This is a genomic window from Pseudomonas sp. R28(2017), from assembly GCF_002112505.1.
Taxonomy (GTDB): Bacteria; Pseudomonadota; Gammaproteobacteria; order Pseudomonadales; family Pseudomonadaceae; genus Aquipseudomonas.
The window spans coordinates 244,536-257,071 of record NZ_NEHW01000008.1; the positions used below are offsets into that span (position 1 = coordinate 244,536).

General features: G+C 64.0%; 9 protein-coding genes. 6 read left to right on the forward strand and 3 right to left on the reverse strand.

Annotated elements, in window-relative coordinates:
• The first annotated feature begins 92 nt into the window (after positions 1–92).
• Entirely contained in the window at positions 93–449 is a 357-nt protein-coding gene (locus CAF78_RS16210; RefSeq protein WP_085673995.1) for a hypothetical protein, read from the forward strand.
• A 68-nt stretch (positions 450–517) separates the two neighbouring features.
• The gene (locus CAF78_RS16215; protein WP_085673998.1) at positions 518–1,015 is read left to right on the forward strand and encodes a GreA/GreB family elongation factor; all 498 of its coding nucleotides are present in this window, start codon (positions 518–520) and stop codon (positions 1,013–1,015) included.
• A 32-nt stretch (positions 1,016–1,047) separates the two neighbouring features.
• Here the strand turns inward: CAF78_RS16215 and gdhA are convergent, their stop codons facing one another.
• From gdhA to CAF78_RS16230, 3 genes are all read right to left on the reverse strand, one after another.
• Positions 1,048–2,388, reverse strand: coding sequence for an NADP-specific glutamate dehydrogenase (gdhA, locus tag CAF78_RS16220; protein WP_085674000.1), 1,341 nt, complete (start codon positions 2,386–2,388; stop codon positions 1,048–1,050).
• A gap of 312 nt (positions 2,389–2,700) precedes the next feature.
• Positions 2,701–4,368 (reverse strand): energy-dependent translational throttle protein EttA, encoded by a 1,668-nt coding sequence (gene ettA, locus CAF78_RS16225; RefSeq protein ID WP_085674002.1) that lies wholly within the window; start codon positions 4,366–4,368, stop codon positions 2,701–2,703.
• A gap of 300 nt (positions 4,369–4,668) precedes the next feature.
• Positions 4,669–5,088 carry a hypothetical protein gene (locus CAF78_RS16230; RefSeq protein WP_085674004.1) on the reverse strand — a complete coding sequence of 140 codons (420 nt, stop codon included), beginning with the start codon at positions 5,086–5,088 and terminating at the stop codon, positions 4,669–4,671.
• A 260-nt stretch (positions 5,089–5,348) separates the two neighbouring features.
• Here CAF78_RS16230 and CAF78_RS16235 point away from each other — a divergent pair, with 260 nt between their 5' ends.
• The 4 genes from CAF78_RS16235 to CAF78_RS16250 all read left to right on the forward strand — a co-directional run bounded on the left by CAF78_RS16235 (position 5,349) and on the right by CAF78_RS16250 (position 12,509).
• A complete protein-coding gene (locus CAF78_RS16235) occupies positions 5,349–9,179 on the forward strand; it encodes an EAL domain-containing protein (RefSeq protein ID WP_085674006.1) in 3,831 nt (1,276 codons plus the stop codon).
• 202 nt (positions 9,180–9,381) lie between these two features.
• A complete protein-coding gene (glyA, locus tag CAF78_RS16240; RefSeq protein WP_085674008.1) occupies positions 9,382–10,635 on the forward strand; it encodes a serine hydroxymethyltransferase in 1,254 nt (417 codons plus the stop codon).
• 147 nt (positions 10,636–10,782) lie between these two features.
• Complete coding sequence (locus CAF78_RS16245) at positions 10,783–11,376, forward strand: hypothetical protein (RefSeq protein ID WP_085674011.1); 594 nt, start codon at positions 10,783–10,785, stop codon at positions 11,374–11,376.
• Positions 11,377–11,555: 179 nt separating this feature from the next.
• Positions 11,556–12,509: an arsenic resistance protein gene (locus CAF78_RS16250; protein WP_085674013.1), complete on the forward strand. Its 954-nt coding sequence runs from the start codon at positions 11,556–11,558 to the stop codon at positions 12,507–12,509.
• Positions 12,510–12,536: the final 27 nt, after the last annotated feature.

Consider the following 12,536-nt stretch of genomic DNA (forward strand, 5'->3'; position numbering starts at 1 on the left):
GTGAACCAACCGACTCTTTGACACTGTTTTGACAGCTCCCCGACAAATCGCCACCTAGACTTTCCGGTATCTCCCCAAAGGTCCAGGTGGTCATGTCGCGGTACGGGTTCGGCTTGTGCATTGCGTTGTTGCTGGCGGGTTGCGAAACCACCCACGATCAGATGGTCAACCACGGTTATCCCCCCGCCTACGCCGACGGCTACCAGGCCGGTTGCAGCAGCGGCCGCCAGGCGGCCGGGCTGATGGTTGGCAATTTCCAGAAAGACGTGCCGCGTTACCTGCACGATCGCCAGTACGAGACCGGCTGGGATGATGGCTTCCGCCAGTGCCACGCGATGCAGAACAGCGAGGAGCAGCGCCAGTACCATGAGCGCTTCTGGGACGAGCGTGATCGCGAATGGCAGCAGGAGAAAGACCAGGGTGCCGCACGTGCCTACCGCCGCAATTAGGTCGCAAACGGGCATCCATTGAAACTGCTGGCCTGTCATGCTGGTCTCCAGCACAAGGAGGCCCTTGCATGAGCCGAGCATTCGTCAACGAAGACCAGGCCGCCGCCCAAGCCGATCAGCCGGTGGAGCGGCGCGTCAGCGACCAGCCCAACTACGTCACCGCCAGCGGCCTGCGCCAGCTGCAACAGCGCGTGAGCGAACTGAATGCCTTGCGCAGCGAGTTGCAGGCCCAGGGCGAGCGCGGCGACAAGCAGCGCCTGGCCGATACCGAGCGGGACCTGCGTTATTTCAGCGCGCGGGTGCAGAGTGCGCAGGTGGTACCGGCGGCGACATCGCGTAGCAAGGTGCAGATCGGTAGCCGGGTACGGTTCGTCGATGAGCAGGACCAGGAGCATGTGGTGCAGCTGGTGGGCGAGGATGAGGCGGACGCCGGGCGTGGGATGATCAACTGGGGCTCGCCGCTGGGGCGGGCATTGCTCGGGGCCGGGCCTGGGGATGAAGTGCTGTGGCGGCGGCCGGCAGGGGATCAGACGATCGAGGTGGTCGAGATCGGCGGTGGGGTGTAGGGGGCCGCAAAACGGCCCCCTACAGTGTCGGATCAGACCACGCCCTGAGCCAGCATGGCATCGGCGACTTTCACGAAGCCGGCAATGTTAGCGCCCTTGACGTAGTTGACCTTGCCATCCGCCTCTTCACCGTAATGCACGCAGGCATGGTGAATCGACTGCATGATGTTGTGCAGCTTGCTGTCCACTTCACCTGCAGTCCACAGCAAGCGCATGGCGTTCTGCGACATCTCCAGCCCCGACACCGCCACGCCACCGGCGTTGGACGCCTTGCCCGGGGCGTACAGGATGCCAGCCTCGATGAACAGGTCGACCGCCGCCAGGGTGGTCGGCATGTTGGCGCCTTCGGCCACGCAGATGCAGCCATTGCGCAGCAGGGTGCGGGCGTCTTCGATGTCCAGCTCGTTCTGCGTGGCGCACGGCAGGGCGATGTCGCACGGCAAGCTCCACGGCGTCTGGCCCTTGCGGAATTCCAGGCCGAACTGGCCGGCCAGCTCGCTGATGCGGCCACGCTTGACGTTCTTCAGCGCCATCAGCGCGTCCCATTGGGCATCGGTCAGGCCGGCTTCGGCGTACAGGGTGCCTTCGGAGTCGGACAGCGAAATCACCTTGCCACCCAGGTCCATGACTTTGCGCGCCGCGTACTGGGCAACGTTGCCGGAACCGGAAATGGCCACGCGACGGCCGTCGATGCGCAGGTCCTGGCGCTTGAGCATTTCTTCGGCGAAGTACACGCAGCCGTAACCGGTGGCTTCCGGGCGGATCAGGCTGCCGCCATAAGTCATGCCCTTGCCGGTCAGCACCGAGGTGAACTGGTTGGCCAGGCGCTTGTACTGGCCGAACATGAAGCCGATTTCGCGGGCGCCGACGCCGATGTCACCGGCCGGCACGTCGCAGTCAGCACCGATGTGGCGGTACAGCTCGCTCATGAAGGCCTGGCAGAAGCGCATGACTTCGGCATCGCTCTTGCCTTTCGGGTCGAAGTCCGAGCCACCTTTGCCACCGCCCATGGGCAGCGAGGTGAGGGAGTTCTTGAACACCTGCTCGAAGGCCAGGAACTTGAGCACGCTCAGGTTCACCGACGGGTGGAAGCGCAGGCCGCCCTTGTAGGGGCCGATGGCGCTGCTCATCTGGATGCGGTAGCCACGGTTGACCTGGACCTTGCCCTGGTCATCGACCCACGACACGCGGAACAGCACGGCGCGCTCAGGCTCGACCATGCGCTCGAGGATGCCGGACTGCAGGTAATGAGGGTTGGCTTCGAGGAACGGCCACAGGGTACGCAGCACTTCTTCCACAGCCTGGTGGAATTCCGGTTGGCCCGGGTCGCGTTGCTGCAGGCGTGCGAGGAAATTGTCGACAGATTCGATCATGGTAGACATCTCACCAAGAGGATTGGACTTATTGGTTTTTTCCGAAATGTACCAAGAAGCAATCGCACCGGAATAGGGCGAAATGTCGTTTTTATGAAATTATTTGGTGCGTTTTATATAAATGTATACAAAATCACCCTCGGCGCGGCCTGCTTCGCGGGCATGCCCGCCCCCACAGGATCCTAGTAACTTCAAAGGCAGCGCTGTACTTGTGGGAGCGGGCTCGCCCGCGAATGAAGCCAACCTCACTTTCCAGCCAGGCACAAAAATGGGGCCACTGAGGGCCCCATTCTTGTGCATCAGAAGACCGGCTTACTGGGCCAGCTTCTTGTGCCGTACACGGTGCGGCTGGGCAGCAGCGTCGCCCAGGCGCTTCTTGCGGTCGGCTTCGTACTCGGTGTAGTTGCCCTCGAAGAACACCACGTTCGAGTCGTCTTCGTACGCCAGGATGTGAGTGGCCACACGGTCCAGGAACCAACGGTCGTGGGAAATCACGATGGCGGCGCCCGGGAAGTCCAGCAGGGCTTCTTCCAGGGAACGCAGGGTTTCGACGTCGAGGTCGTTGGACGGTTCGTCGAGCAGCAGGACGTTACCGCCCTCCTTCAGGGTCAGGGCCAGGTGCAGGCGGCCACGCTCACCACCGGACAGGTCCTTGACGAACTTCTGCTGGTCGCCGCCCTTGAAGTTGAAGCGGCCGACGTAGGTACGCGACGGGATCTCGTAGTTACCGATGCGGATCTGGTCGGAACCGTCGGAGATCTGCTGGAACACGGTCTTGGAACCGTCGAGGTCTTCACGGCTCTGGTCCACGCAGGCCAGCTGCACGGTTTCGCCGATCTCGATGCTGCCCGAGTCCGGTTGTTCCTTGCCCATCAGCATGCGGAACAGGGTCGACTTACCGGCACCGTTACCACCGATCACGCCGACGATGGCACCCTTCGGCATGGCGAACGACAGGTTGTCGATCAGCACGCGGTCGCCATAGCCCTTGGTGACGTTCTTGAACTCGATGACCTTGTCGCCCAGGCGCGGACCGGCCGGGATGTAGATCTCGTTGGTTTCGCTGCGCTTCTGGAATTCCTGCGACTGCATTTCTTCGAAACGCTGCAGACGGGCCTTGGACTTGGACTGGCGGGCCTTGGCGCCTTTGCGCACCCACTCCAGTTCCTCTTTCATGGCCTTCTCATGGGCGCTCTGCTGCTTGGATTCCTGCGCCAGGCGCTCCGACTTGGCTTCCAGCCAGCCCGAGTAGTTGCCTTCGTACGGGATGCCAGCGCCGCGGTCCAGTTCGAGGATCCAGCCAGCGACATTGTCGAGGAAGTAACGGTCGTGGGTGATCGCTACCACGGTGCCCGGGAAGTCGTGCAGGAAGCGCTCCAGCCAGGCAACCGAGTCGGCATCCAGGTGGTTGGTCGGTTCGTCGAGCAGCAGCATGTCGGGGGCCGACAGCAGCAGGCGGCACAGGGCCACACGGCGCTTCTCACCACCGGACAGGTGTTCGATGCGGGCATCCCAGGCCGGCAGGCGCAGGGCGTCGGCGGCTACGTCCAGCTGACGCTCCAGGTTGTGGCCGTCGGCGGCCTGCAGAATGGCTTCGAGCTTGGCCTGTTCGGCGGCCAGCTTGTCGAAGTCGGCATCCGGCTCGGCGTAGGCGGCGTAGACCTCGTCCAGGCGAGCCTGGGCGTCCTTGATCACGCTGACCGCTTCCTCGACCACTTCACGCACGGACTTGTTAGGGTCCAGTTGTGGTTCCTGCGGCAGGTAACCCACGTTGATGTCGGGCATCGGACGGGCTTCGCCGTCGAATTCCTTGTCGACGCCCGCCATGATCCGCAGCAGGGTCGATTTACCGGCGCCGTTCAGGCCGAGCACGCCGATCTTGGCGCCAGGGAAGAACGACAGGGAAATATTCTTGAGAATTTCCCGCTTCGGCGGCACGACCTTGCTCAGCCGATGCATGGTGTAGACGTATTGAGCCAAAACCAAGCCCTCTAATCAGATAGGTAAAGACATCGACGATCGCCCCGGCGGTATGGCCAGGGGGATGTGTTTACGGGGTGTATTGAACAAAGTCGACCATTCTACGCCAACGCGCGGCGTTGCACAGGGTGGTCGGATGGCGGGGTGGGATCGTTGTGATCCTGGGAGGCTTTTGTTGCCTGTGACGGCCTCTTCGCGGGCAAGCCCGCTCCCACAGGGATAACACCACATTCAAGGCTGTGGAGATTCCTGTGGGAGCGGGCTTGCCTGCGAAAGGGCCGGTAAAGCGGCCGAGATGGCTCAGACGTGGCGCTGTTTGCCAGCCTTGCCCCGCGGCAACCGGCAACGGTCGCTCTGCTCGGCCAGGCGCGCAGCATAAGCGGCCTTGACGCTGAAACCACCACTGCGGGCCGGTTGCTCGTCAACCTTGGCAGGCTGGGCAGGCTTGGCTGCGGCAGGCGTGCTCACGACCTTGCCAGCAGACTTGGCGGCAACGGTGGCCGGCGCTGCGTCTACCACAGGCGCTGCCGCCTTGGCGGTCTTGCGCAGTTCAGCCAGCGATGGCGTCTTGTTTTTCGACGCTGCGGCCGCGTCTGGTTTGACCAGCGAACGCTGGCACGATTTGCAGGATACGTCCGCGGTCACGGCAGTGCTGACAAGGGTCTGACTGCTGCGCCCACAGGCGGAATCGAGGCCATTGGTGGAAAAGTGAGTAACCAAAACCGAACATCTCCGATGCGTTGTCATTGAAGCGGGCGGCATTCTCGCACAGGATGCAAGGTCTTGCCGAACGGGCCGGCATCACCACGACCACTGGCGCCGGACAATCGGGCTGGCACATTGCCATAATCACAGGCATGCTAGCCCGTTCGGATGCACGGCTTTATAGTGCGCGGCCGCGGTCCAGGCCTGTGCAGATACCGGCACACACCGTGCATATTTCCTCCCTGCCATCGCCAGCCCAATCGCAGGACCAACGCTTGACCAATCTCAATCATCCGACTCTGCTGCGCCCCGCTTCGCCGGCCCCAGTCGCTTCGCTGCGTGGTTCGGTCAAAGGTGCGCTGGCCCTGCTGGCCCTGATCCTGCTGGGTTTGCTGCTGTGGCAGCTGTTTTCGCAGTTCCGCCACACCCAGGCCGACCAGCGTCAGCTGAACCTGGACGCCAGCGCCGAACTGGCCGACCACCTGAGCCTGAACATGGCGCTCAAGGCCCAGCAGGCCGTCAACGTGGTGCAGCCCTACGTCAATGCACCGACGCCTGCCGCCCTGCCGAGCCTGCTGGCGACCCTGCGCGAGCGCCTGCCCGCCCTGCGCGACCTGGCCTGGCTGGGCCCTGCCGGGCAGCTGCGCAGCGACAGCCTGGCCGGCAGCCCCGACCGCCAGCTGATTGACGAACTGGTCGGGCTGAACCAGGGCCGCAACTACTTCTTCGCCAACGCGGCGGACAACCGCACCGTCTACCTGCTGCTGCGCCAGACGGCCGAACAGGATCGCGGCTACTGGCTGCTGCGCCTGTCACCTGAGTATTACCAGGCGCTCACCGTGCACCTGGACGGCCCCGGCCACCCGCTCTGGCTGCTGGAAAACAGCCGCAGCGGGGAGGTACTGGAGCGCCACGCCCCGGTACAGACCAGCGGTGAACCGCTGCAAAGCGTGATGCTCGCCTTCATCGACAACAGCGCCTGGCAATTGCGTGGCCTGTTCGACGCCGGCCTGGCCCGGCAGAAGCTGCTGCCGGCGCTGATCGGCAAATGCCTGCTGGCGCTGTTCTGCGCCCTGCTGCCGGTGCTGGCGCTGATCAACATGCGCCGCCGCCAGCGCGCCCTGCAGGAAGACCGCCGGCGCTACCAGGAAATCTTCGAGGGCACGGGCGTGGCCTTGTGCGTGCTCGACCTGTCGAGCCTGCCCGGCCAGCTCGACCGCTACCACCTGCGCAACCTGGCCGGGCTCAAGCAGAGCCTGGCGCTGGACCCCAGCCTGCGCCGCTCACTGCTGCTGGAGCTGAAGATCACCGAGATCAACCAGGTAGCGCGCCAGCTGCTCAACGTCGAGTGCCACGAAGGCGCCTGGCAACGGCTGATCGATGGCAGCGGCGATGGCCGCGACAGCGTCGGCATGCAGCTGATCGACGCGCTGATCGAACAGCGCCCGTCGCTGGAACTGGAGGTGCGCCTGCCCGCGCCGCTGGGCGGCGAGTTGCACCTGTGGCTGATGGCACGCCTGCCGCAACAGCGCCGCGACTACCAGGCCGTGATCCTGAGCATCAGCGACATCACCAGCCGCAAGCAGGTGGAGCTGTCGCTGCTGGAGCGCGAGAGCTTCTGGTCCGACGTGGTGCGCACCGTGCCCGACCAGCTGTACGTGCAGGACGTGCTCAGCCAGCGGATGATCTTCAGCAACCGCCACCTCGGCCAGACCCTCGGCTATGACCGCACCGAGCTGGCGCAGATGGGCGACCGCTTCTGGGAACTGCTGCTGCACCCCGAAGACGCCGCGCACTACCAGGCCTTGCGCCAGCAACAGCGAGACAGTGCTCACAGCCAGTCGCTGCATACGCAACTGCGCTTCCGCCACCGCGACGGCGGCTGGCGCTGCTACGATATCCGCGAACAGGTGCTGACCCGTGACGAGGATGGCCTGGTCACACGCATCATCGGCGTGGGCAAGGATGTCACCGTACAGATCGAGGCAAGCCAGTCGCTGCGCGACAGCGAGCAGCGCTACCGCATGCTCGCCGAGAGCATCAGCGACGTGATCTTCTCCACCGACAGCCGCCTGCAACTCAACTACCTAAGCCCCTCGGTGCAAGCGGTGCTGGGCTACCAGGCCGACTGGATCTTCGACAACGGCTGGCAGTCGATCATCGCCAACCCGTCCCAGCTCACCGGCATCTACAGCCTGATGGAGCGGGTCAGCAAGGCCATGGGCGACAGCGAGCAACTGGCGCAACTGCGCAGCCAGCTGCCGACGCAACTGTTCCTGTTCGATTGCCTGCGCGCCGATGGCCGCAAGATCCCCATCGAACTGCGCCTGGTACTGGTGTGGGACGACCAGCAACGCTTCGAGGGTGTGCTCGGCGTGGGCCGCGACATCAGCCAGCAACGCCGTGCGGAAAAAGACCTGCGCATGGCCGCGACGGTGTTCGAACACTCCACCTCGGCGATCCTCATCACCGACCCGGCCGGCTACATCGTGCAGGCCAACGAAGCGTTCAGCCGGGTCAGTGGCTACGCGGTCAGCGACGTGCTCGACCAGCTGCCAGCCATGCTGGTGGTCGAGGACCAGCAGCAAAGCCACCTGCGCTACGTGCTAAAACAACTGCACCAGCGCGGCAGCTGGGAAGGCGAAGTGTGGCTCAAGCGCCGCGACGGCGATCATTACCCGGCCTGGGTCGGCATTACCGCGGTGCTCGACGACGAAGGCGACCTGGCCAGCTATGTGTGCTTCTTCACCGACATCAGCGAGCGCAAGGCCAGCGAACAACGCATCCACCGCCTGGCCTACTACGACGCCCTGACCCACCTGCCCAACCGCACGCTGTTCCAGGACCGCCTGCACACCGCGCTGCAGCAGGCCGAGCGGCAGAAGTCGTGGGTGGTGCTGATGTTCCTCGACCTCGACCGCTTCAAGCCGATCAACGACTCCCTCGGCCACGCCGCAGGCGACCGCATGCTCAAGGACATGGCCCTGCGCCTGCTGGCCTGCGTCGACGACGACGACACCGTGGCGCGCATGGGCGGCGACGAATTCACCCTGCTGCTGCAGCCGCGCGCCACCCGCGAGATGGCCCTGAACCGCGCCATCCACGTGGCCGAGAACATTCTTGGCAGCCTGGTGCGGCCGTTCGTGCTGGAAGGCCGCGAGTTCTTCGTCACGGCCAGTATCGGCATCGCCCTCAGCCCGCAGGACGGCAACGAGCTGAGCCAGCTGATGAAGAACGCCGACACCGCCATGTACCACGCCAAGGAGCGCGGCAAGAACAACTTCCAGTTCTACCAGACCGAAATGAACGCCAGCGCCCTGGAGCGCCTGGAACTGGAAAGCGACCTGCGCCATGCGCTGGAACAGAACGAATTCATCCTCTACTACCAGCCGCAGTTCAGCGGTGACGGCAAGCGCCTGACCGGTGCCGAGGCGCTGCTGCGCTGGCGCCACCCGACCCGTGGCCTGGTGCCGCCGGGTGACTTCATCCCGGTCATCGAAGAGCTGGGCCTGGTGGTGGATGTCGGCGACTGGGTGCTGCGCGAGGCCAGCCGCCAGCTCAAGGTCTGGCACAAGAACAAGGTGCGCGTGCCGAAGGTGTCGGTGAACATCTCGGCGCGGCAGTTCTCCGACGGCCAGCTGGGCACGCGGATCGCCACCATCCTCGAGGAAACCGGCCTGCCACCGGCGTGCCTGGAGCTGGAGCTGACCGAAAGCATCCTGATGCGCGAGGTCAACGAGGCGCTGCAGATTCTTGCCAGCCTGAAGAACCTCGGCCTGAGCATCGCGGTCGACGACTTCGGCACCGGTTACTCGTCGCTCAACTACCTCAAGCAGTTCCCGATCGACGTGCTGAAGATCGACCGCACCTTCGTCGACGGCCTGCCCGAGGGCGAGCAGGACGCGCAGATCGCCCGGGCGATCATCGCCATGGCCCACAGCCTCAACCTGGCGGTGATCGCCGAGGGCGTTGAGACCCATGAGCAGCTGGAGTTCCTGCGCGAGCATGGCTGTGACGAGGTGCAGGGCTACCTGTTCGGGCGGCCGATGCCGGCCAACCAGTTCGAGGCGCAGTTCGCCAACCAGACCCTGTTCATGTTCCAGTGATGACGCCCTCCCTGTGGGAGCGGGCCCGTCACAGCTGAAATTCGGGCCGGGAAAATGGACCTTCGAGTCAACTCCAGCCCAGACACGGCGCGGGATGCAACATGAAGCCCATTGGTCCGCGACTTGATGCCAGTTCATATGCCAGGCGCGGATCAATCGGTTAGAATGCCCCCCCAAATTACCCCGATCCTTGAGGACCGCCATGTTCAGCCGTGATTTGACCATTGCCAAGTACGACGCCGAGCTCTTCGAAGCCATGCAGCAAGAAGCCCTGCGCCAGGAAGAGCATATCGAGCTGATCGCTTCGGAAAACTACACCAGCCCGGCAGTCATGGAAGCCCAGGGCTCGGTCCTGACCAACAAGTACGCCGAAGGCTACCCAGGCAAGCGCTACTACGGTGGCTGCGAGTACGTCGACGTGGTCGAGCAACTGGCTATCGACCGCGCCAAAGAGCTGTTCGGCGCCGACTACGCCAACGTCCAGCCGCACGCTGGCTCGCAAGCCAACGCCGCGGTCTACCTGGCCCTGCTGTCGGCCGGTGACACCATCCTGGGCATGAGCCTGGCCCACGGTGGCCACCTGACCCACGGTGCTTCGGTAAGCTCGTCGGGCAAGCTGTACAACGCCATCCAGTACGGCATCGACGGCAACGGCCTGATCGACTACGACGAAGTCGAGCGCCTGGCCGTCGAGCACAAGCCGAAGATGATCGTTGCCGGCTTCTCGGCCTACTCGCAGGTCCTGGACTTCGCCCGCTTCCGCGCCATCGCCGACAAGGTCGGTGCCTACCTGTTCGTCGACATGGCCCACGTTGCCGGCCTGGTTGCCGCTGGCGTGTACCCGAACCCGGTACCGTTCGCCGACGTCGTCACCACCACCACCCACAAGACCCTGCGCGGCCCGCGTGGCGGCCTGATCCTCGCTCGCAAGAACGAAGAGATCGAGAAGAAGCTGAACTCCGCCGTCTTCCCGGGCGCCCAGGGCGGCCCGCTGGAGCACGTGATCGCCGCCAAGGCCATCTGCTTCAAGGAAGCGCTGCAGCCTGAGTTCAAGGCTTACCAGCAGCAGGTGGTGAAGAACGCCCAGGCCATGGCCGAGGTGTTCATCGAGCGTGGTTTCGACGTGGTTTCCGGCGGCACCCAGAACCACCTGTTCCTGCTGTCGCTGATCAAGCAGGAAATCTCCGGTAAAGATGCTGACGCTGCCCTGGGCAAAGCCTTCATCACCGTCAACAAGAACTCGGTCCCGAACGACCCACGTTCCCCGTTCGTCACCTCGGGCCTGCGTTTCGGCACCCCAGCCGTCACCACCCGTGGTTTCAAGGAAACCGAGTGCCGCGAACTGGCCGGCTGGATCTGCGACATCCTGGCTGACCTGAACAACGAAGCGGTGATCGACGCCGTACGTGAGAAGGTCAAGGCCATCTGCAAGAAGCTGCCGGTTTACGGCAACTGATTGGCGAACGCCTGATGTCAAAAAGCCCGGCCTTGTGCCGGGCTTTTTCATGCCTGCCGCCCGGCACCGGAACCGCTTCCGGATGGGCTGGGCGAACCCGGCCGAATAACCTGCCGCCTCTTTTGGAAAACGAGCAGGAGGCCAGCCATGGCTGACCACGTAGCACTGTCCTTCATCGCCACCTTGCAAGCCGCTGACGCGCCGATCAATGTGCTGGGCGACATGACCACCGGGCCCGTATCGCTGGTGAGCCCTCACCAAGCGCCGGGATACGCCGTTGAAGGCGCCACCACCCTCGGCATGTTGAATGGCACCGAACCAGACTGGCAACACGGCCAGGAGATCGGATTGATCACATTCGAGCAGACCGCCCAGCCCCCGGCGTTGCTGCTGTACTTTCGCCATACCGAGGCGGGTTACCGCATCTATCTGCGCAGCGGCTCCCATTCGGGCCAAGGCGTTTTCACCACCGGCGATGGCCTGGTGAACGTACAGCCGATCGAGGCAAGAGACCCAAGCCTGTGGATGCTGACCGATGCACAGACAGGCGAAGCATTCGACCTGACGCAGCTTGAAGATGGCCGGCGAGAAGTTCAGCTGAGCAGTGATCAGGGGCACCCCGTGGAGATCCACAACCTGTACCCGGTGGGCGGCTTCCTGGCCTGCTACCCGGCAGCGCGCTTAGGGACCCTGAGCCTGATCATTCAGGAGCGCGGTGTCGATTGGCTCAAGCCTGACTGATGTTTTTGCTCACCTCCTCAGTACTGACCCAATCCTTGTGGGAGCGGGTTCACCCGCGAAGCAGGCAACGCGGTGCACGCGGGTGAACCTGGGGTCCTTCAGGTTCATTCAGATCATGCAGCCCCGGCCGTCACGTATTAACCTGTGCCCCCCAAGCGCAAACCAACACAGGCCCGGCTTTGACCAGAGAGCAACTCGAAACCCAACAGATCCCCATCTACTTCGCTGCCGTTCTCGCAGCCTTGGCCTTCGGCATGCTGGCCAGCGACACTGCGCAACAGCTGCAAACCCTGGTCACCCCCGCCATCGCCATACTGATGTATGCGATGTTCCTGCAAATCCCCTTCCTCGACCTGCGCCAGGGCCTGGGCAACCGCCGCTTCATGGCCGCGCTGCTGCTCGCCAACTTCATCCTCGTGCCCTTGCTGGTGTGGGCCATCACCCGGGGCCTGGCCGACCACCCGGCGATCCTCATCGGCGCCCTGCTGGTGCTGCTTACGCCGTGCATCGACTACGTGGTGGTGTTCACCCACATCGGCAAAGGCGACTCGCGCCTGACCCTCGCCGCCACGCCCGTGCTGTTGCTGGTGCAGCTGGTGCTGCTGCCGGTGTACCTGGCACTGATGCTTGGCGACAGCAGTGGCGTCACCATCAGCATCGCCCCGTTCGTGGAAGCCTTCGTGCTGCTGATCGTGCTGCCGATGATCCTTGCCGTGCTCACCAGCGCCGGCGCCCGCCGCTCCCGCGCAGTATCGGCCTGGAACGACGCCTGGGCATGGATGCCAGTACCGGCGATGGCCCTGGTGCTGGTGGCGGTGATCGGGTCGCAGATTGCCGTGGTGCTGCGGGATTCTGATCGGTTGCTGCCGGTGATTCCGGTGTATGTCGGCTTCATGCTGCTGGCGCCAGTACTCGGCTTTGTCTCGGCACGGCTGATGCGTTTGCCAGTGAGCGAGGCACGCTCCGTGACCTTCAGCGCCGCGACGCGAAACTCGCTGGTGGTATTGCCGCTGGCGCTGGCGTTGCCCGAGGACCTGCGCGGGCTGGCGGCGGCTGCCGTAATCACCCAAACGCTGGTGGAATTGCTCAGCGAGTTGATTTACGTCCGAGCCATCCCAGCCCTCATACGATGAAGTTAGCAATCACGCGATCTCTGTAGG

Excerpts from the sequence above, each read along its gene's own strand:
- CAF78_RS16210 (WP_085673995.1), top strand. The coding sequence starts at position 93 with ATGTCGCGGTACGGGTTCGGCTTGTGCATTGCGTTGTTGCTGGCGGGT.
- CAF78_RS16215 (WP_085673998.1), top strand. The coding sequence starts at position 518 with ATGAGCCGAGCATTCGTCAACGAAGACCAGGCCGCCGCCCAAGCCGAT.
- gdhA (WP_085674000.1), bottom strand. The coding sequence starts at position 2,388 with ATGATCGAATCTGTCGACAATTTCCTCGCACGCCTGCAGCAACGCGAC.
- glyA (WP_085674008.1), top strand. The coding sequence starts at position 9,382 with ATGTTCAGCCGTGATTTGACCATTGCCAAGTACGACGCCGAGCTCTTC.
- CAF78_RS16245 (WP_085674011.1), top strand. The coding sequence starts at position 10,783 with ATGGCTGACCACGTAGCACTGTCCTTCATCGCCACCTTGCAAGCCGCT.